The sequence below is a fragment of the Streptomyces lacrimifluminis genome (genome assembly GCF_014646095.1).
GTDB classification, from domain to species: domain Bacteria; phylum Actinomycetota; class Actinomycetes; order Streptomycetales; family Streptomycetaceae; genus Streptomyces; species Streptomyces lacrimifluminis.
In genome coordinates this window covers 1-18,457 of record NZ_BMMU01000062.1, presented here as the reverse complement: position 1 = coordinate 18,457, position 18,457 = coordinate 1, and the positions used below count along the sequence as shown (strand labels likewise).

At 69.8% G+C, this 18,457-nt stretch carries 16 protein-coding genes and 1 pseudogene; 6 read left to right on the top strand and 11 right to left on the bottom strand.

The window, feature by feature from the left end; translation table 11 throughout:
- Positions 1 to 225: pseudogene (locus tag IEY89_RS42270) on the top strand (IS110 family transposase); the annotation flags it as partial.
- Between the two features lie 42 nt (positions 226 to 267).
- Here IEY89_RS42270 and IEY89_RS38940 read toward each other — a convergent pair.
- The 5 genes from IEY89_RS38940 to IEY89_RS38920 all read right to left on the bottom strand — a co-directional run bounded on the left by IEY89_RS38940 (position 268) and on the right by IEY89_RS38920 (position 6,998).
- Positions 268 to 1,203: a dihydrodipicolinate synthase family protein gene (locus IEY89_RS38940; RefSeq protein WP_189152260.1), complete on the bottom strand. Its 936-nt coding sequence runs from the start codon at positions 1,201 to 1,203 to the stop codon at positions 268 to 270.
- On the bottom strand, positions 1,203 to 2,309 hold the full coding sequence (locus IEY89_RS38935) for an ABC transporter ATP-binding protein (protein WP_229695695.1): 1,107 nt from the start codon (positions 2,307 to 2,309) through the stop codon (positions 1,203 to 1,205). Before IEY89_RS38935 ends, IEY89_RS38940 begins: the two co-directional genes overlap by 1 nt.
- A 23-nt stretch (positions 2,310 to 2,332) precedes the next feature.
- Positions 2,333 to 4,315 (bottom strand): dipeptide/oligopeptide/nickel ABC transporter permease/ATP-binding protein, encoded by a 1,983-nt coding sequence (locus IEY89_RS38930; protein ID WP_373287347.1) that lies wholly within the window; start codon positions 4,313 to 4,315, stop codon positions 2,333 to 2,335.
- Between the two features lie 8 nt (positions 4,316 to 4,323).
- Positions 4,324 to 5,283, bottom strand: a complete 960-nt coding sequence (locus tag IEY89_RS38925) for an ABC transporter permease (protein ID WP_189152259.1) — start codon at positions 5,281 to 5,283, stop codon at positions 4,324 to 4,326.
- Positions 5,284 to 5,351: 68 nt separating this feature from the next.
- Positions 5,352 to 6,998 (bottom strand): ABC transporter substrate-binding protein, encoded by a 1,647-nt coding sequence (locus tag IEY89_RS38920; RefSeq protein ID WP_189152258.1) that lies wholly within the window; start codon positions 6,996 to 6,998, stop codon positions 5,352 to 5,354.
- 268 nt (positions 6,999 to 7,266) lie between these two features.
- Between IEY89_RS38920 and IEY89_RS38915 the strand changes: the two genes are divergently transcribed.
- Entirely contained in the window at positions 7,267 to 7,998 is a 732-nt protein-coding gene (locus IEY89_RS38915; protein WP_189152257.1) for a FadR/GntR family transcriptional regulator, read from the top strand.
- Between the two features lie 129 nt (positions 7,999 to 8,127).
- Here the strand turns inward: IEY89_RS38915 and IEY89_RS38910 are convergent, their stop codons facing one another.
- Both IEY89_RS38910 and IEY89_RS38905 read right to left on the bottom strand, forming a co-directional pair.
- Positions 8,128 to 9,072 carry a hypothetical protein gene (locus IEY89_RS38910; protein ID WP_189152256.1) on the bottom strand — a complete coding sequence of 315 codons (945 nt, stop codon included), beginning with the start codon at positions 9,070 to 9,072 and terminating at the stop codon, positions 8,128 to 8,130.
- 80 nt (positions 9,073 to 9,152) lie between these two features.
- On the bottom strand, positions 9,153 to 9,701 hold the full coding sequence (locus IEY89_RS38905; RefSeq protein WP_189152255.1) for a SigE family RNA polymerase sigma factor: 549 nt from the start codon (positions 9,699 to 9,701) through the stop codon (positions 9,153 to 9,155).
- A gap of 103 nt (positions 9,702 to 9,804) precedes the next feature.
- Between IEY89_RS38905 and IEY89_RS38900 the strand changes: the two genes are divergently transcribed.
- Positions 9,805 to 10,248, top strand: coding sequence for a protein-tyrosine phosphatase family protein (locus IEY89_RS38900; RefSeq protein ID WP_189152261.1), 444 nt, complete (start codon positions 9,805 to 9,807; stop codon positions 10,246 to 10,248).
- A 68-nt stretch (positions 10,249 to 10,316) separates the two neighbouring features.
- Here IEY89_RS38900 and bla read toward each other — a convergent pair whose 3' ends face one another.
- Positions 10,317 to 11,237 (bottom strand): class A beta-lactamase, encoded by a 921-nt coding sequence (bla, locus tag IEY89_RS38895; protein ID WP_189152254.1) that lies wholly within the window; start codon positions 11,235 to 11,237, stop codon positions 10,317 to 10,319.
- A 158-nt stretch (positions 11,238 to 11,395) separates the two neighbouring features.
- Here bla and IEY89_RS38890 point away from each other — a divergent pair, with 158 nt between their 5' ends.
- On the top strand, positions 11,396 to 12,571 hold the full coding sequence (locus tag IEY89_RS38890; protein ID WP_189152253.1) for a glycoside hydrolase family 113 protein: 1,176 nt from the start codon (positions 11,396 to 11,398) through the stop codon (positions 12,569 to 12,571).
- 189 nt (positions 12,572 to 12,760) lie between these two features.
- Here the strand turns inward: IEY89_RS38890 and IEY89_RS38885 are convergent, their stop codons facing one another.
- Genes IEY89_RS38885 through IEY89_RS38875 form a run of 3 tightly spaced genes read right to left on the bottom strand, consistent with a single transcriptional unit; the run spans position 12,761 to position 15,616 of the window.
- Positions 12,761 to 13,789, bottom strand: coding sequence for an ABC transporter substrate-binding protein (locus IEY89_RS38885; protein WP_189152252.1), 1,029 nt, complete (start codon positions 13,787 to 13,789; stop codon positions 12,761 to 12,763).
- 12 nt (positions 13,790 to 13,801) lie between these two features.
- Complete coding sequence (locus IEY89_RS38880) at positions 13,802 to 14,572, bottom strand: ABC transporter ATP-binding protein (RefSeq protein ID WP_189152251.1); 771 nt, start codon at positions 14,570 to 14,572, stop codon at positions 13,802 to 13,804.
- Positions 14,573 to 14,575: 3 nt separating this feature from the next.
- Positions 14,576 to 15,616 (bottom strand): FecCD family ABC transporter permease, encoded by a 1,041-nt coding sequence (locus tag IEY89_RS38875; protein ID WP_189152250.1) that lies wholly within the window; start codon positions 15,614 to 15,616, stop codon positions 14,576 to 14,578.
- Positions 15,617 to 15,935: 319 nt separating this feature from the next.
- Here IEY89_RS38875 and IEY89_RS38870 point away from each other — a divergent pair, with 319 nt between their 5' ends.
- A complete protein-coding gene (locus IEY89_RS38870) occupies positions 15,936 to 18,005 on the top strand; it encodes an acyltransferase family protein (protein WP_189152249.1) in 2,070 nt (689 codons plus the stop codon).
- 199 nt (positions 18,006 to 18,204) lie between these two features.
- Positions 18,205 to 18,390, top strand: coding sequence for a 3-oxoacyl-[acyl-carrier-protein] synthase III C-terminal domain-containing protein (locus tag IEY89_RS38865; protein ID WP_189152248.1), 186 nt, complete (start codon positions 18,205 to 18,207; stop codon positions 18,388 to 18,390).
- The last annotated feature ends 67 nt before the right edge of the window (positions 18,391 to 18,457 follow it).

Here is an 18,457-nt window from a genome sequence, read left to right as displayed (position 1 = left end):
CCGGACAGTCAAGAAGAGGCTCGAGACCTGGCTGCGCAACCGCATGGTCCTGCGCCCTGACCGGATCGCCGAGACAGCCCGGGAGGCGCCGGACGCCGGCACACCAGCCTGCCCGGCGAACAACTGACCGCCCAGCTGGTGCACACACTCGCGCGGGAAGTGATGACCCTCAACCAACAGGTCGCCGAACTCGACAAAATGATCGAGGCCCGGTTTCGCGAACATTGCTGATCAGCGGGCCCCGCCCGTACTCCAGTTCCGGGCGGGCTACAACAACCCCGCCCCCGCCAAGAACTTCCCCACCCTCTCCACCTCGTCCTCCGACAACGGGATCTGCGGATCGGCGGTAGCCGGGCAGGCGATGACCCCCCGCAAATACAGCGCCGCCTTGAACGCCCCCAGCCCCGCCGAGCTGCCCCCCATCCGGATCGGATCCCCCGCCGCCACCATGCCGAACAGCACGCACAGCCGTTCCTGTTCGGCCCGGGCCCGGCCCCAGTCGCCCGTACGGCAGAACCGGTCCAGGCGTACGTACCCGTGCGGGTCGACGTTCGCGAGCCCCGGTACCGCCCCGTCCGCCCCCAGGGCCAGTGCCGAGTCCACGAGCAGTTCGCTCCCCGTGAGGACGCTGAACCCGCCGATCCCGGGGTGTTCGCGCGCGCCCGTCACCACTGCCCTGAAAGACGCCAGGTCGCCGCTCGAATCCTTCAGGCCCGCCAGGACACCATCCGCCGCCAGTTCCAGGACCAGGCCCGGGGGGAGTTTGCTGTGGACGGAGGCCGGGAGGTCGTACGCGATCACCGGGACCGGGCTGCCCGAGGCCACCAGGCGGAAGTGGCGGGCGATCTCCGAGGGGTGTGTGCGGGTGTAGAAGGGGGCCGTGACCACCACCGCGTCCGCGCCCGCCGCCGAGACCGACCGTACGTGGTCCAGTACCCGGGGGGTCGTCATGTCGATCGCGCCCGCCAGGACCGGCAGCGCGCCGGCCACGTGGCCCACCACCGTCTCCACCACCAGCCTGCGCTGATCGTCCGTCAGATATGCCGCCTCCGACGACGAACCGAGCACGAACAGGCCGTCCACACCCGCCTCGACCAGGTGGTCGACCAGCCTGACGAGCGAGCGTACGTCCACCCCGCGGTCCGGTGTCAGCGGAGTGCAGACGGGAGGGACGACACCGGTCAGCGGGGTGGGGAAGGTCATCAGGGCTCCCTGGGGTCTTTCGGGGCGTGCGGCGGTGCGGAGGGGGTGGTGTCGGGGGTGTCGGCCGCGGGGCTCTTCTGCGCGTCGGGCACGGCGGCGACCGCCGCCTGGGCGACCAGGTCCCGCGTCGTCCGGCCCTCCTCCACAGGGTGGTGGCAACGGAACCGGTGTCCCGGGATTGACGCGGCCGTGAACTCCGGCATCACCTCCGCGCACACCTCCGTCGCCTTCCAGCAGCGCGTGCGGAACGGGCAGCCGGACGGGGGGTGCGTTGCCGACGGGACGGGCCCGACCAGCGGGATCGGGTCGATGGGGTCCAGCAGGCCCGGCGTCGCCGAGAACAGTGCCCGGGTGTACGGGTGACGCGCCCCGTCCGTGACCTCGTCCGCCGGGGACTCCTCCACGATCCGGCCCAGGTACATCGTGATCACCCGGTCGCTCATGCGCCGTACCGTCTGGATGTCGTGCGAGACGAAGACCAGGGCCAGGCCCAGCCGCTCCTTCAGGTCCAGGAGGAGGTTCAGGATCTGGGCGCGGACCGACACGTCCAGCGCGCTCGTCGGCTCGTCGGCCACCACCAGGTCGGGGTCCAGTGCCAACGCCCGCGCGATAGCGACCCGTTGGCGCTGGCCGCCGGAGAGCTGGCCCGGCAGGCCGTCCGCCAGGGCGCGGGGGAGGCCCACCAGGCCCATCAACTCCCGTACCCGCTCCTCCCGTTCCTTCGGCGTGCCGCGCCTGTGCACGTCCAGCGGGTCACGGAGAATCTGCCGGACCGTCAGGCGGCGGTTCAGGGCCGTCGACGGGTCCTGGAAGATCATGCCGGTGCCTGCTCCGATGGCCGATCGGCGCTCCGCCGCCTTCATCGTCCACAAGTCGTCGCCGCGGAAGGAGACGTGTCCCGACGTCGGTGCCTGTACGCCCACCAGCACCTTCGCCAGCGTCGACTTCCCGCAGCCCGACTCGCCCACCACGCCCACCGTTTCGCCGGACGCGACGGTGAAGTCGGCGCCTGTCAGGGCGTACACGCGGTCGCGGGTGAAGAGGCCGCCGCTGCGGGCCTTGTGGACCACGTGCGTGTCCGACAGTTCCACCAAGGGGGTCGACACAGTCGTAGCTGTCGTACTGGTGCTCACTTCGCCCTCTCGATTCCCGTCGGCTCCGGCGTCGTCAGGTCGATCGCCGGGTGGTGGCAGGCCGCCAAGTGGGTTTGTGCGCCCAGGAGATCGGGGGCCGTCGTACGGCACACCTCCGTCGCCATCGGGCAACGGTCCGCGAAGCGGCAGCCCTTGGGGAAGTCGGCGGGGGAGGGGACCGTGCCCTTGATCTGGGTCATGCGGACCGCCGCCGACTCCAGGGACAGCACGCTGCCCAGCAGGCCTCGGGTGTAGTGGTGGGACGGGGAGCCGACCAGGTCGGCCGTCACGCCCGTCTCCACGATCTGGCCGCCGTACATCACGACCACCCGGTCCGTCACGTCCGCCACCAGGGCCAGGTCGTGCGAGACGAGGATCAGGGCGAAGTCCAGCTCCGCGCGCAGGCGCAGGAGCAGTTCGATGATCTGGGCCTGGACCGTGACGTCCAGGGCCGTGGTCGGTTCGTCCGCGACGATCAGCTTCGGGTCCCGGGACAGGGCCATCGCGATCAGGACCCGCTGGCGCTGGCCGCCCGACAGTTCGTGCGGGTAGCTGCGGAGGGTGCGGTCCGGGTCCAGGCCCACCAGGCCCAGCAGTTCCTCCGGGGTGCGGTGGCCTCCTCGGCGTACGACCTGCTTGAGCTGGGAACGGATCGTCATCGCCGGGTTCAGGGACGACAGGGCGTCCTGGTAGATCATCGCCATCTCGTGGCCCAGCAGCCTGCGGCGTACGCGCATGGGTTCAGCCAGAAGGTTCCGCTGGTTGAAGCGGACCTGGCCGGTGACCCGGGCGCCCTTCGGTTCCAGGCCCATCACCGTCAGTGCCGTCAGCGACTTGCCGCAGCCCGACTCGCCCACCAGACCCAGGACTTCGCCCGGGTGGACCTCGAAGCTGATGCCGTCGACGATGTTCACGCCCGAGTGGCGCGCGGCGAAGCCGATCGTCAGGTTCTCCACCGCCAGCACCGGTTGGCCCGTGGGGACCGGGCGGGCCCTCGCGCGCAGGCGCGTCGCCGCCTCCGTCAGGCCCGGCAGGGCCAGGACCTTGCCCGTCCCCGGCTCGGGGGCCTCCAGGGGGTCCTCGTCCTCCCGTACCTTCACGTCGCGCGCCGCCGGTGCCGCCCAGGCGTCCGACACGCCCTCCGAGAGGACGTTCAGGGACAGGACTGTGATCAGCATCAGCAGGCCGGGGAACACCGTCGCCCACCAACCGCCCGTCAGGACCATGTTCTTGCCGTCCGCGATGACGCTTCCCCAGGACGGGTCAGGTGGCCGTACGCCCGCGCCGATGAACGACAGCGACGCCTCGAAGACGATCGCCTCGGCCACCTGCACCGTGCAGAACACCAGCACGGGCGCCGCACAGTTGATCGCCACGTGCTTCAGGACGATGTGTGGTGTGCGGGCGCCGATCACCCGTTCCGCCGTCACGTAGTCCTCGCCGTACTGGTCCAGGACGTTCGCCCGCACCACCCGCGCCACCGGCGGGGTGAACAGGAACGCGATCGCGCAGATCAGGACCGTGATGCCGCCGCCGAAGACCGCGACGAGCACGGCGGCCAGCGCGATGCCCGGGAAGGCCATCACCACGTCCAGGCAGCGCATCAGCGTCTCGTCGACCGCCTTGCGCGACGTCGCCGCGATCGCGCCGATCAACGCGCCCACCGTCAACGCGAGCGCGGTGGCGCCGAGTCCGATGGCGAGGGACCAGCGGGCGCCGTACATCAACCGGCTCATGATGTCGCGGCCCAGGCTGTCCTGGCCCATCCAGTGCTCGGCGGACGGGGCTCCCGTGCCGCCGATCAGGGGCTGTTGGTCCAGGGGGTCGTCGGGGGCGACGAGGGGGGCGAAGACGGCGACGAACACCACCAGCGCCAGGAAGCAGACCGCGACCCGGGAGATGACCGGGAGCCGGCGCCACCCGCGCAGGCGGATGCCCGGGCGGGAGAGGAGGGCGGCCAGGCGCCCCCGTTCGAACATCATGAACATCAGGCCGCATCCCTCAGTCGCGGGTTGACCAGCAGGTAGAGGATGTCGATGACCAGGTTCACGACCACGAAGCCGGTCGCCGTCGTCAGGACCACTCCCTGGACGACCGCCGGGTCGCCGTTCTTCACGGCGTCGATCATCAGTTTGCCCATCCCGGGGAGCGAGAAGATCGTCTCGATGACGACCGCGCCGCCGAGCAGGTAACCGACGCGCAGGCCCAGGACCGTGAGCGGGTTGATGAGCGCGTTGCGCAGCACGTTGCGGCCCACCACCACCCTCGGTGGCAGGCCGCTGCCGATCGCCGTACGGACGTAGTCCTTGTCCAACTCCTCGACCACCGCCGTACGGACGATGCGCGTGAGCTGCGCCGCGACCGGGAGGGAGAGCGCGAAGGCCGGGAGTGTCATCGTCTTCAGCCAGCCGGTGAAGGAGTCGGCCGGGTTGATGTAGCCGCCGGTCGGGAACCAGCCCAGGTCGACGGCCAGGTACTGGATCATCAGCAGCGCCAGCCAGAAGCCCGGCGCCGCGACACCCGTCAGCGACACGACGCGGATGATCTGGTCGGGGAGACGGTCCCGGTAGATGGCCGCCGTGACGCCGCCCAGCAGGGACAGGATCACCGCGATGGCCAAGCCCAGGAAGGTCAGTTGGAGGGTGAGCGGCAGAGCCGTGGTGACCTGGTCGAGCACCGGCGCGCGGGTGAGCGCGCTGATGCCCATGTCACCGTGGAGCAGGTCGCCGATGAAGTGGAAGTAGCGGACGAGGAACGGATCGAGCAGGCCGTTCTGTTCACGGAAGTCGTGCAGTTGCTGCGGGGTCGGGTTGGCGCCCTGGAAGAACGCGGAGGCCGGGTCGACGTCCGAGAACCGCATGACGAGGAACACGAACAGCACGATGCCGAGCATCAGCGGGACGAGCAGGATGATCCTGCGGGCCAGGATCCTGGCGATGGCGACCACGTACGAACTCCCGTACAGCTAGTGGTATTTGGCGGAGGCCGGATCCACGGTTGTCAGCCCCGCGGTTGCTAGACCCACTTGGCCTGGAGGAGGTTGATGCCCGGGTACGGCTGTGCCCTTATGCCGGCGAGCTTCTTCGGGTCCCAGGCCGTCATCAGCTCGTTGTGGACGACCGGATAGAGCACGGCCTCCTCGGCGACGACGTCGATGTAGTCCTGGACCATCGCCTTCTTCTTCTCCGCGTCCGGTTCCTGTGTCGCCCGGTCCATGTCCTTGAAGAGCTGCTTGGCCACGGCGCTGTCGGCCCAACGGGCGTAGCCCATCCAGAGGTTCTGCGGGCCGTAGTTGTAGTGCATGATCAGGTCCGCGTCGAGGCCGAACTGGTTGGGGTTCGAGGCCGCGGACACGACCTGGTAGTCCTGCTTCTGGTCCATCTTCGTGAACACCGCTGTGGTTTCCTGCGGGTTGAGGGTCGTCTCGACGCCGATCGCGTCCCAGGACGCCTTGATGGTGGGCAGGCAGTCGACGATCCAGCTGACGTTCACCGACAGGATCTCGATCTTCAGCCCGCTGACTCCGGCCTCCTTCAGGAGCGCCTTCGCCTTCTCAGGGTCGTAGTCGTAGACCGTCTTCGCGCGCCGGTAGCTGGGGTTGGCCTCGTTGAGGAAGGACGAGGACGGCTTGCCGTGGCCCTTGAGGGCCACCTCCACCATCTTCTCCGTGTCGACGGCGTAGTGCAGCGCCTGGCGGACCCGGACGTCGTCGAAGGGCTTGCGCTTGGTGTTGAACATCAGGAACAGGTTGTTCATCCCCGCCCCGCCCTGGACGTCCATCCCCCCGCTCTTGAGCTGCTGGATGTTGGCGTACGGGATGTTGTCGGCGATCTGCGCGCCGGCACTGGACCCCGAGATCTTGGCGACGCGGGGAGCGGCATCCACTATCGTCATCCAGTTCATCTTCTTGAACGCCGCTTTACGTGGCCCGTTGTAGGCGGCGAACGCCTCGAACGTCGTGTTCGACTTCGGGTGGTGCGCGGTCTGGCGGTACGGTCCCGAGCCGATCGCCTTTCCCTTGATCGCGTCGTCCCAGCCGCCCGGCTGGGAGTAGACGTGCTTCGGCATGATCTTCGCCAGAGTGAGCCGGGAAACCCCTTCGGGGAAGGGGAACTTCAGCACCAGCTCGACATTCTGCGCGTCGACCTTTTTCACTTCTTTCAGCCAACTGGCGAAAAACCCCTTGGCGAGTGTCTGCGTGTTCGGATCGAGGATTCGATCGAATACGAAGACCACGTCGTCGGCGGTGACCGGCTTTCCGTCGTGGAAGGTCGCCCCGGCCCGCAACGTGAACTTCCACGAGGTGCTGTTGAGGTCACCGGGGACCGCTGTGGCGAGCGCCGCGTACGGCTCGCGGGAGATCGGATCGGTGTCGAGCAGACCCTCGTAGATGTGGTTGTTGGCGGCCATGGAGAAGGCGGAGGCCGTCTGCGTGGGGTCCCAGCTGCCGTCGTTGCCGTAGCCGATCACGGCCGTGAGCGTGCTGTTCGCGCCCCCCGCGCCGCCCCCGGTGTCGTTGGTGGACTCGGGCCCGGACGAGCAGGCCGACAGGGAGGAGGAAATGGCGGCGGCGGCACCCAGCGCGCCGGTGTACTTCAGAAACGACCGGCGGTGCGGGGCGGTCGATACAGCGGCGGTTACGTCGCGGGTCACGTCGCGCACGATTCCTCCAGCGGGGTGGGGTCCGAAAAGGTGAGGAGATACGACGTCCTACGTCATAGGGGGCAGCGCGACCATAAGAGGGGCGGTGGGGCCGGTCAAGAGATCGCACACGAATGGCGTATCTGCCAGAGGTGCGACCAATGACGATATGAAATTCGACCCGGGTGGAGTCGAGAGTGCGTCAAGAGCGTGCGGAATTCATGGCAGTTGGATTCTGATATGCCTGGAGGTGGGACGTGGGATGTCCGGCGAGCGTACGATGCGCCGCATGTCTCAGGAGTCCGGGAAGCGACGCCGGCCCGAGCGGCGGGTGAGCGGCCAGGTCCAGCGCGAGGTCATGCAGCTGATCCTCGACCGCAGACTCCGGGCGGGCGCGCCGCTGCCCACCGAGATCGAGCTGATGGAGACCCTCGGGGTCAGCCGCAACTCCGTCCGCGAGGCCCTCAAAGCGCTCCAGGCCCTCGACATCGTGGAGATCAGACACGGCTACGGAACGTACGTCGGACAGGCGTCGTTGACGCCGCTGGTTGACGGACTGACGTTCCGTACGCTTGCCCGGCACGACGGGGACGGTGCCGCGCTCGCCGAGATTCTCCAGGTCAGGGAGGTGCTGGAGGTCGGGCTCATCCGGCGGGTCGCTGCCGTGCTGTCCGACGCGGAACTGGACCGGCTGGAGTCGGTCGTCACCCGGATGGAGGAGGCGGGACGCGCGGGCCGGCGCTTCCCCGAACTGGACCGCGAATTCCACGAGGCCCTGTACGGCCCCCTCGGCAACGCCCTCGTGCCGCAGCTGCTCGGCGCCTTCTGGACGGTGTTCCGCCGTGTCTCGGGCGCCCGTGGCTGGCACGACGACCCGGCGCCGGAGCTGACGGCCCGCAGACACCGGGACATCGTGACGGCGTTGCGCGCCCACGACGTGGAGAGCGCCCAACGCGCGCTGGCGGTGCACTTCCGCGGAATCGAGGCGCGGGCGGCGCAGGAGTCACGCGGGGTGGGCTGAACGGGTGCGGGTGCCGGTGCGACTGCGGGTGCAAGGCGCGGCCACGCCGGTACGCCGGTTCGCCGGTACGTGAAAGGGGGCGCCGACCCCTGTACGGCGTCCCCCGTCACGTCCCCGTCGCGGTCCGGCCTACGGCAGCGCCTTGTCGTACCCCGCGTCGTTGTCCGAGTCGTAGACGGTCTTGCCCGTGCTGTCGTATGCCTTGACGTGCGGAGCCAGGGTGACCTGCTTGTTCAGGGTCCCGGTGGCCACGAACCAGCCGTGGTCCAGGGCGGCTTCGCTGGTGCTGCCGCCGTACGAGACGGTCACCCGGGTCACGGAGGGGTCGATCCGGCCGATGCTGCCCCAGCCGAACGGCAGCTTCCAGTTGCCCTTGTCGATGAACGACTGCTGGTAGAGCTTGCCGGCATTGATGTCGGGCATGACCGGCCCGCCGTTGTCGAACTCCAGGCCGCCGGTGCTGATGTTGATGCCGCTCGACTCACCGTCCTTGATGGTGCAGATCAGTTGGGTCAGCTTCGGCTGCTTCGTCTGCTCCTTGACCGCGACGACGTGGAAGCCGTCGCCGGGCGAGTTGGAGTCACCGGTGCTGTTCAGGGCCAGGATGATCCGGTAGTCGGTGGCCTCGCCCAGTTCGGTCAGCGGAGGCGCCTTGGACGACCTGTTCTTGTCGTTCTCCCGGTTCCAGGCGATGCACTTCTCCAGGCCGTCCGAAGCCTGGGCCAGGGTGATCCCGTCGCGGAGTTGTCCCGGCGTCGCCGGTCCGGCCGGGCCGGCGGGCGCTGACTGAACGGGAGTTGGCGTCGTGCGCGCTGAGGTGCCGGTCGACGGCAGTGGAGCCGCCGTGTTCACGCTTCCGTCGCCGCCGTTCCCGTTCACCGCGTAGGCCGCCACGGGCGCCGCCGCCAGTGCGACCAGGATCGCGCCGGCCGCTGCCACGCGCCGTCGCCGCTCGATCGTGCCCTTGCGGCGGATCGCCGTGTAGGGCGCCGATGAGGGCCGGATGGTGTAGGCGTCCTCCGTCATCATTTCGCGCACCTGTGCCTCGAAGTCCTTCCCGAGTGTGTTTCCCACCTGCTGTCCTGCTTCTTGCGACTGGCCCGAAGGCTCCGGATGCCCCAACTCGTGCGGCTGGTCCGGCCGTTGATTCCCGTTCACCGGACGCCTTCCCGAACGTGTGACGCGTGGCTGGGCTCGGGGCGGCCCACGACCTGTGCCAGCCCCGGATACGTACGCAACTTCGCCAGCCCCTTGGACGCCTGGCTCTTGACCGTGCCCTGGGAGCAGCCGAGGGTGTCGGCGACCTCGCCCTCGGACAGGTCCTCCCAGTAGCGCAGAACCACCACCGCCCGTTGTTTGGGCGGGAGTTGGGCGAGCGCACCGAGCAGTGCGCTGCGCTCGTCGGCCCAGGAGACGGCCTCGTCGCGGCCCACCACATCGGGCGGCGCGTCGGTCAGGGCCTCCCGCACGCGGCGCTTGCGAAACCGGTCGCTGTTGCAACTGACCAGCATCCGGCGGACGTACGCCTCCGGATTGTCGGTGCGCGAGACCCGCCGCCAGGAGCGGTACGCCTTCGCCAGCGCCGTCTGCGTCAGGTCCTCGGCGTGGTGGGCGTCGCCGGTCAGGAGATACGCGGTGCGCACCAGATGGGACCACCGCGCTCTGACGAATTCATGGAACTGGGCCTCTTGTTCGGCCTGCATCGAGTACCCCCTCGCCCACCAGACCACCGTTTCCCCGGAATCGGTTGCCCGGGTTCCGGGGCCGGGTTCGAATGTACGGATGGACGAGCGGGGGGACGCGCGGATGGACGAGCCGGCCGACGAGCGCTGGGACGAGGGAGACGCGGGCGTACTGCGGCTGCCGTCCGGCCGCCTGATCAGGGGACGCGGCCTGCGCCGCCCCCTCGACCCGACGGCGCCCGTCCCCTCGTACGCCGTCTACCTCCTGGGCAGTCAACCCCCGGCGGTTCCCTGGGAGTTCCGCTGGCTCCACTGGCCCGACTTCCGCCTCCCGAAGGACCAGGTGGCCGCCCGCGCGGCACTGGCCGAGGTGTGGGAACGGGCGGTGGGCGAGCGGGTGGAGGTCGCGTGCGGCGGCGGACGGGGACGGACGGGGACGGCGCTGGCGTGTCTGGCGGTGCTGGACGGGGTGCCGGCGGCGGAGGCGGTGGCTTACGTGCGCGCCCGTTACGACCGGCATGCGGTGGAGACGCCCTGGCAGCGCCGGTACGTCCGTCGGTTCCTGTGAGTTGAGGTTGAGGTTGAGGTGGGGATGCGGGTGGAGGCGGGGGCGCGGGCTCTCGGGGAGCGCTTCCGTCAGCCCAGCGCCTCGCCCAGCACCCGTGCTGTCTCCGCGACCAGAGAATGGTCGGCGGCGGCGCCCTGGTCGGGTTTCGTCGTCTGGACGGCCAGGACGATCGGGGTGCCGTCCGGTGTCCAGGCGATGCCCACGTTGTTGTTCGTGCCGTAGGAGCCGGCGCCCGTCTTGTCGGCGATCGTCCAGGTCGGGGGCAGGGTCAGGCGGAATCGGTTGCCGCTGGTCGTGTTGTTCAGCAGCCAGTGGGTGAGGAGTTCGCGGTCCGGGCGGTTCAGCGCGTCTCCGAGGACGAGACGGGCGTACGTGCGGCCGATCGCGTACGGCGTCGTCGTGTCCGTGATCCGCCACGGCTCCGCCGAGTTGAGCTCGGTCTCCCAGCGGTCGAGGCGGGTCGCCCGGTCTCCGAGGGAGCGGGCGAAGCGGGTGATCGCGGTCGGGCCGCCCAGTTCGCGCAGGAGCAGGTTGCCGGCCGTGTTGTCGCTGAACCGGATGGCCACGTCGGCGAGTTCGGCCACCGTCATGCCCTCGGCGAGGTGCTCCTCGGTGTGCTTCGAGCCGTCGACCAGGTCGTCGGCCGTGTAGTGCACGCGTTTGGACAGGACCTCGCCGGTCCGGTCCAGATCGCGCAGTACGGCCGCCGCCGCGAGGGTCTTGAAGAGCGAGCAGATGGGGAAGCGTTCGTCGGCGCGGTGCCGGATGGTCTTCCTCGTACCGAGGTTGTGCGCGAACACGCCTACCCGGGCGCCGTGTTCACTCTCCAGGGCACGCAGGCGGGCGGTGACGTCGGGGTCGGTGCCCGACGCGTGTGCGGGTGCGGCCGGGGCCAGCAGGGTCGCGGCGGTCGCGGCTCCGGTGGTGAGGAGGGTACGGCGGGTGGGCCGGAACCTCGCGTGGGCCGTCTGCTGGGTCGTCCGGGTCATCGAGTGGGTCTTCGTGAAGCCTAGGATCTCGGGTCTCCTTCGGTGGGGTTCGGATGACGATCTCCGTAGTGACCGACGTCCTCTCCTCATACCTTGGTTGCGCTGCCGTAGACCTTCGGGGGACGGCGGGGTGCTGTCGGCCTCGGCACAGTGAAGGCATGGAGAAGACCAAGAGCACAGGGACCGGCGGGGTCGGCGGGGGCAGCGGAATCAGCCGGGCGCGGTTTCTGGCCGGTACCGCAGCCGCCGGGCTCACAGGGGCGCTGCTTCCGGCGGCCGGAGCGCGGGCGACGGAGCGGCCTGACATGGCAACTGCCGCCCGTGGTCATGGCGGTGGCCTGACCCGCCGGGGCGTCGTCTACACCCTCGTCGACGGTGAGACCCCCGTCACCGGCTTCAGCCCCGCCCGTATGCGCGCCGACATCCGCACGATCCGCGACGACCTGCACGCCAACTCCGTCGAGGTCACCGGCGACGGTGTCGAGCGGCTGAACGCCACCGCCTCCGAGGTCGCCGAACGCGGCATGCACGTCTGGCTGCAACCCACTCTCGGAGACGTTCCGGAACGGGACATCCTCGAACACCTCGCGGAGACCGGGCGGCACGCGGAGCGGCTGCGGCGGCAGGGGGCGAGTGTCGAGTTCAGCGTGGGCTGCGAGTTCTGGCTGTTCGTGCCGGGCATCGTCCCCGGCGACACCGTCCTGGACCGGATCGAGAATCTCCTCAACGGCACGGTGGACTGGGAGAAGATGCAGCGCCGGCTCGACCGGTTCACCGCCAGGGCGGCGGCCGTCGGGCGGTCCGTCTTCCACGGGCGGCTGAGCTATGCCGCCGCCCAGGACGACAAGGTCGACTGGAACCTCTTCGACGTCATCGGCGTCGACTACTACTCCTACTATCCCAACAGGGCTGACTATGTGCGGGAGTTGAGGCGCTATCTGGAGTGGGGCAAGCCGGTCGCCATCACGGAGTTCGGCACCTGCACGTACGAGGGGGCGCCGCAGGCGGGCGGCATGGGCTGGTATGTCGTCGACTACGACAAGGTTCCGCAGGAGATCAAAGGCGACCTTGTGCGCAGCGAGCGCACCCAGGCCGCCTATCTGGTCGACCTGTTGGACGTCTTCGAGTCCATGGGTCTGTACGCGGCGATGGCCTTCGAGTTCGGGACCGCCGACGCGGAACACCGTGCCGACAATCCCCTGTACGACGTCGACATGGCGAGCTACGGCATCAACAAGGCCGTCAAGGACCGGGCTGGCGACCCGAGTTCGCCGTGGCACTGGGAGCCGAAGGAGGCGTTCCGGGCACTTGCCCGGCGGTATGCGTGCAGGTAGGTAGGGGCTACGGAGGTTTCTTCGCCCCCGCCGCCCCTACCCGTCCCATCCTGTTCCTGGGGGCTGCGCCCCCAGACCCCCTCTGAAGGGGCCTCGTCCTCAAACGCCGGACGGGCTGGGTATGTCAGCCCCTCCGGCGTTTGAGGAGCGGGGGGTCGGGGGCAGCGGCAACCGCTCCTCAGGTGTCGCCTATGAGGCGGGCTTGGTGGTGTCCGCCACCGAGCGCAGATAGCCCCCCAGCCGCGCGATCGCCGAAGGATTGCGCGGGCTCTCGACGAGGTCCACGTAGTCGAGGACGAAGATGCGCTGGTGCTTCACGGCGGTGACGTTCCTCAGCGGGGCGTACGAGAGGAGGAACCTGCGCTTCTGCTCCGCGCTGACGTCCCCGTAGTCGCAGATGACGATGACGTCGGGGTCGCGTTCGACCACCGACTCCCAGCCCACCGTCGTCCAGGAGTCGGCCAGGTCGTTCATGACGTTGACCCCTCCGGCCTTGCTGATGACCTCCTCGGGAGCGGCGTACCGCCCGGAGGTGAAGGGCGAGTCCGTGCCGCTGTCGTAGAGGAACACCTTCGGGCGCGCGCTCCCGGTCGGAGCCTTGGCCGCCACCGCCGCGACCTGCTTTTTGAAGCCCGCTATCAGGGCCGCCGCCCGCTGTTCGACGCCGAAGAGCTTTCCGAGGTTGGTGAGGTCGGTGTAGAGGGCCTCCAGGGGCGGCATGATGCCGCGCGAGGACTTCGTACGGCCGTTGCGGCAGGACTCGGTGAGGACGTACGAGGGGATGCCGAGCTTCTTCAGCGCGTCCGGGGTGAAGCCGTTGTCGTCCCGGAAACCGTAGTTCCAGCCGGCGAAGACCCAGTCGCCGCGGGCGTCGAGGACGTTCTCCTTGGTGAGCTGCTGCCTGGACAGCCACTTCACCTTGTCGTAGCCGTCCTTCCAGGGCACGCCGGTCAGATCGCCCTTGTCGTCGGGCATGGCGAACCCGGCCATCCGGTCCTCCAGACCGAGCGCGAACATCAGCTCGGTGATCCCGACGTCGTTCGTGACGACCCGCTTAGGAACCCTGTCGTACGTCACCCGCTGACCGCAGTTGGTGAGGGTGACGGCGGAAGAGGACGAGGACGCGGGTGCCTTCGCCGGGGGCTTCGCGACGGTCGCCCCGCATCCGGTGGCGAGGAGGGAGAACAGGACGGCGGCGGCTGTGACTGGCCTGCGCATGAGGGTGGTTCCTTACCGGGACGGTGTGGGGAGCAGATCGAAGAGCAGCTGGACGGCACCCGTCTCCGGGTGGTGTACGGGATGTGCGCGCACGCCGAACACCTCGGCCAGCAGGCCGGGTTGGAGCACATCGTGCGGCGGGCCCGACGCGACGACCCGACCCCTGGCGATGACGTACAGGAGATCGCAGTGGGCGGCGGCGAGGTTGAGGTCGTGCAGGGCGGCCAGCGCGGTCAGGCCGCTGGACCTGACCAGGGACAGAACATCCAACTGGTGGGCGATGTCGAGGTGGTTGGTGGGTTCGTCGAGGACGAGGACACGTGGCTGCTGGGCCAACGCCCGTGCGATGAGCACGCGTTGCTTCTCGCCGCCGGACAGGGCGAGGAACCCGCGGTCGGCGAGGTGGGTGACGCCGGTGCGCTCCATGGCGGCGGCGCAGATGTTCCGGTCCCCGGCCGCCGTACGCTCCCGATGCGGCAGCCGTCCCATCGCGACCACCTCGGCGACGGTGAAGTCGAACTCGGCGGACGACTCCTGGGGGAGCGCGGCGAGCACCCGGGCGGCGGCCCGGGGTTCCATGCCGTGCACGTCGACGTCGTCCAGCCGCACCGCACCCTCCGCCGGTCGCAGTGCCCGGTACACGCACCGCAACAGGGTGGATTTACCACTCCCGTTGGGGCCGACGAGGCCCACGAAGGCCCCGCTGTCCACCCGCAGCGTGATGTCCTCGACGAGCCGGACGGTCCCCGCGTCGACCGACACCCCCTCCACATCGAGCCGCATGCTTCACCGCCCCCCGAACGCGTAGCCGCCGCGCCGCATCAGCAGCAGGAACGCCGGTACACCGACCACGGCGGTGATCACCCCGACGGGCAGCTCGGCCGGCGCGAGGAGCAGCCGGGACAGTACGTCGGCCCACACCAGCAGCACGGCCCCGGCGAGCGGCGCGACCACCAGGACCCGCCGGTGATCGGCGCCCACGAGCATCCGTACGACATGCGGGACCATGAGCCCGACGAAGCCGATGGCCCCGCTGACGGCGACCACGGTGCCGGTCACGGCGGCGGTCACGAGGAACAACTCCCGCCGCAGCCGAGCCGGTTGGACCCCGAGGGCGGCGGCGGTCTCGTCCCCCATGGCGAGCGCGTTGAGCGACTCGGCGCGCCGGGCGAGCCACGCCCACCCGGCGAGGACGGTCACGCCGGCGATCGGCACCTGCGCCCAGGTCGCCCCGCCCAGACTCCCCAGCAGCCACATCATCGCCGAGCGGGCCGCCTCACCCCGGGCGGCCCCGAACACCATCACGGTGGTGACGGCCTCGAAGCCGTACGCCAGCGCGGTCCCGGTGAGGATCAGCCGCAGCGGGGTGAGCCCATGAGCGGCGGACCGGGCGACGGCGTACACGAGCAGCATGGCGGCGAGCGCGGAGACGAAGGCGGACACGGACAGCGCCCACACCCCGAGCCCGGCGAACGCCCCCAGCAGAATCACGGCGTTGGCCCCCACGGCCGCACCGGAGGAGATCCCGAGGACGAACGGATCGGCGAGCGCGTTGCGCACCATGGCCTGCACGGCCACCCCGACGGCCGCGAGCCCCGCCCCGACCACGGCGGCGAGCACCACCCGGGGCAGCCGCAACTCCCAGACGATGGTGTAGGAGGCGAGGTCGTCGGCGCGGATGGTGCCTCCGCTGACCCCGGCCCACAGGAACCGGAACACCTGACCCCAGCCGACCCCGGACGCCCCCAGCCCGACCCCGCACAGCAAGGAGAGGAACAGGAGCAGAACCAGCCCAACGGCCACGGGCGGGACGGGTATTCGGCGCACGGTCGGCGATCCTTCGCCTCGGCTCGCAGTCCGCGGCGAGCGGTCACAGGGGCACGCGCACCTTGGGTGATCGGGCTCGCACGCCGAAGTCCTGGCCGAACAGCCGAGGCCGGGCAGCAGGAAGGGAGCGTGCATACCGTTGCGGGTCAGCGCCGGAGTCTCACCGGACTTCCCCCATGGGACGCGTCGCGAGCGTAGCAAACGCGTCGGACCGGTCATTTCGGGGCTGCCGATTGCGAACGGCCGAAAAAATTAGGGTGACCAGGAGGTTTGGAGCACAACCGTTCGAGTGGGGCGACCGTCTCTGACGAACGTGAGCATGAACATGAAGGCGAGTCCGGCCGAGAGTCCCGGGCTACGGCTCGACATCCAGGGGCTGCGTGCCGTGGCCGTGTCGCTCGTGGTCCTCGGGCATGCGGGTGTGGGCGGGTTCGGCGGGGGCTATGTCGGTGTCGACGTCTTCTTCGTCATGTCAGGCTTCCTCATCACCTCTTTGCTGGTACGGGAGTTGGCCGCCAGCAACGGACTGTCGATCCGCAGGTTCTACGCCCGCCGCGCACTCCGTCTCCTCCCCGCGTCGACGGTCGTCGTCGTAGCCACCCTCGCCGGTTCCCGGCTGTTCCTGTCGAGGGCCCGCTTCGAGGAGTACGCCGGGGACGCGCTGAGCAGCGCGCTCTACGCGGTGAACCTCCGACTGGCGGCGGGCGGCACCGACTACCTGGCGGAGGGAAGCCCGCCGTCCCCCTTCCAGCACTTCTGGTCGCTGGCGGTGGAGGAGCAGTTCTATCTGCTCTGGCCGCTGCTCCTCCTGCTGAGCTGGCGGCTCGCGCGCCGACGGCGTGAACTCCTGGCGGTGCCGCTCGCCGTGCTCTGCCTGCTGTCGTTCGGGCTGAGTGTCGCCGTGACGGAGTCCGCACCGTCCTGGGCGTACTTCGGTTCGCACACCCGGTTCTGGGAACTGGGCGCCGGTGCGCTGCTGGCCCTGTCCGCCGAGCGGCTTCGCGGGCTGCCGCCCAGGGTGGCGGCGCCGATGACCTGGGCGGGCCTGGCCTGCATAGCCGTCGCGGCGACCGTCTACGGCAACGACACCCCGTTCCCCGGGTATTACGCGCTCCTGCCGGTGCTCGGGTCGGTCCTCGTCCTGGCCGGCGGTTGCGCACCCTCTCGGTACGGCGCCCAACTGCTCCTGTCGAGAGGGCCGTTGGTCTGGCTGGGCGGCCTGTCGTACGGCTGGTACCTGTGGCACTGGCCGCTGCTGCTGATAGGCCCAGCGGCGATGGGCATACCCCCCGGGACGACCCGCGTCCGGATCGCGCTGCTGTTCTGCGCGGTCGCCCTGCTCCTGGCCTGGGTGACCCTGCGCCTGGTGGAGAACCCGGTCCGGTTCCACACGGCGTTCCGTGGCCGCCCGGGGCGCGCGCTGCGGCTCGGGGTGGCCCTGTCGGTGGGCGTGGCACTGATCGCCGTGACGGCGTACGCGTTCCCGCCCGCGATCGACTCGGGCAGCCCCGCGCCTTCACTGAGGCAGGCGACGGCCACCGCACCGGACCCACAACTACGGCTGCGCCAGCTTCTGGAGACGTCGGCGACGAGCCTGCCCAGCAACCTCGCCCCACCCCTCCCCGAGATCAAGGCGACGCGGTCGGCGGTCTACCGGGACGGCTGCCATGTGGCGTACGACAGCACGAGCACCCCGCCGTGCGAGTACGGGGACCCCGCCTCGCGCAAGGTCGTCGTCCTCTTCGGCGACTCCCATGCGGCCCAGTGGTTCCCGGCCCTCAACCGCCTTGCCAAGCAGCGCGGTTGGAAGCTGGTGTCGCTGACGAAGGCGTCGTGCAAGGCGGCCAGGGTCACCCTGCGCCGCTTCGACGGCCCGTACGCGGCCTGCGACACCTGGCGGGCCGGGGCGATCACGAGGATCACCGCTCTGCGGCCGGCCCTGGTGATCGTCTCGTCCTCGGACGCGGGCGACCCGATGTATCCGGAGCCCGACCTCGTCCAGCAGTGGACGGACGGTTTCCGTACCACGTACGACGCGCTGGGCGCCTCGGGTGCGAGGGTTGTCGCGTTGCTCGACACTCCGTGGCCGAATTCGGACGCGGTCGACTGCGCCGCGATGTTCTCCCTTCGGCTGGACCGGTGCGCGAGCCGTCTGCCGGAGGCGATCCGGGACCCGTCTCGCCGGACGGCGACGGTGGACGCGGCGAGGTTGTCCGGTGTGACGGTGATCGACCCCGCGCCGTGGCTGTGCACGGCCGGGGGCAACTGCCCTGTCCTGGTGGGCAACACGGTTGCGTACCGCGACGACAGTCATGTCTCCGAGGCGTATGCGGAGGCAGTGGCGCCTGTGCTGGGTGACCGGCTGGCCGAGGTGCTGGCGTCCGGCTGAGTTTCGCCCCCGCCGCCCCTACCCGTCCCATCCTGTTCCTGGGGGCTGCGCCCCCAGACCCCCGCTTCGGCCCCCTGAAGGGGCCTCGTCCTCAAACGCCGGACAGGCTGGATATGCGGGCCGGCGCTGGTATTTCAGCCCCTCCGGCCGATCACGAAACGCCCGTTCCTCCCGGCGGAGCCGAGTCAGCCGCGAGGAGATGGGCATCTCCGCCGAGCAGGCGCCGGCGCACGTGCGCACCATCGGCAACACGGCGGCCGTCTCGACGATCGCCCTGCTGCACGCCGACCTCGCAGCGGAAACGATTGCTCCGCGGGACGAGGTCTGCTTCTCGGTGGTCGGCTCCGGCCCGGAGCGCGGAGCGCTCATCGTTCCGGTGAGCTGACCTCTCAGAGAGCAACTGATCTGGTTTACAGGTGATTTGTGGCGTTCGTAGTGACTGTGGCGGCGGT

Bases quoted from the DNA above. Each gene is read 5' to 3' on its own strand.
- IEY89_RS38940 (WP_189152260.1), bottom strand. From the start codon at position 1,203: ATGACCTTCCCCACCCCGCTGACCGGTGTCGTCCCTCCCGTCTGCACT.
- IEY89_RS38930 (WP_373287347.1), bottom strand. From the start codon at position 4,315: ATGTTCGAACGGGGGCGCCTGGCCGCCCTCCTCTCCCGCCCGGGCATC.
- IEY89_RS38915 (WP_189152257.1), top strand. From the start codon at position 7,267: ATGTCTCAGGAGTCCGGGAAGCGACGCCGGCCCGAGCGGCGGGTGAGC.
- IEY89_RS38905 (WP_189152255.1), bottom strand. From the start codon at position 9,701: ATGCAGGCCGAACAAGAGGCCCAGTTCCATGAATTCGTCAGAGCGCGG.
- IEY89_RS38900 (WP_189152261.1), top strand. From the start codon at position 9,805: ATGGACGAGCCGGCCGACGAGCGCTGGGACGAGGGAGACGCGGGCGTA.
- bla (WP_189152254.1), bottom strand. From the start codon at position 11,237: ATGACCCGGACGACCCAGCAGACGGCCCACGCGAGGTTCCGGCCCACC.
- IEY89_RS38890 (WP_189152253.1), top strand. From the start codon at position 11,396: ATGGAGAAGACCAAGAGCACAGGGACCGGCGGGGTCGGCGGGGGCAGC.
- IEY89_RS38885 (WP_189152252.1), bottom strand. From the start codon at position 13,789: ATGCGCAGGCCAGTCACAGCCGCCGCCGTCCTGTTCTCCCTCCTCGCC.
- IEY89_RS38880 (WP_189152251.1), bottom strand. From the start codon at position 14,572: ATGCGGCTCGATGTGGAGGGGGTGTCGGTCGACGCGGGGACCGTCCGG.
- IEY89_RS38870 (WP_189152249.1), top strand. From the start codon at position 15,936: ATGAACATGAAGGCGAGTCCGGCCGAGAGTCCCGGGCTACGGCTCGAC.
- IEY89_RS38865 (WP_189152248.1), top strand. From the start codon at position 18,205: ATGGGCATCTCCGCCGAGCAGGCGCCGGCGCACGTGCGCACCATCGGC.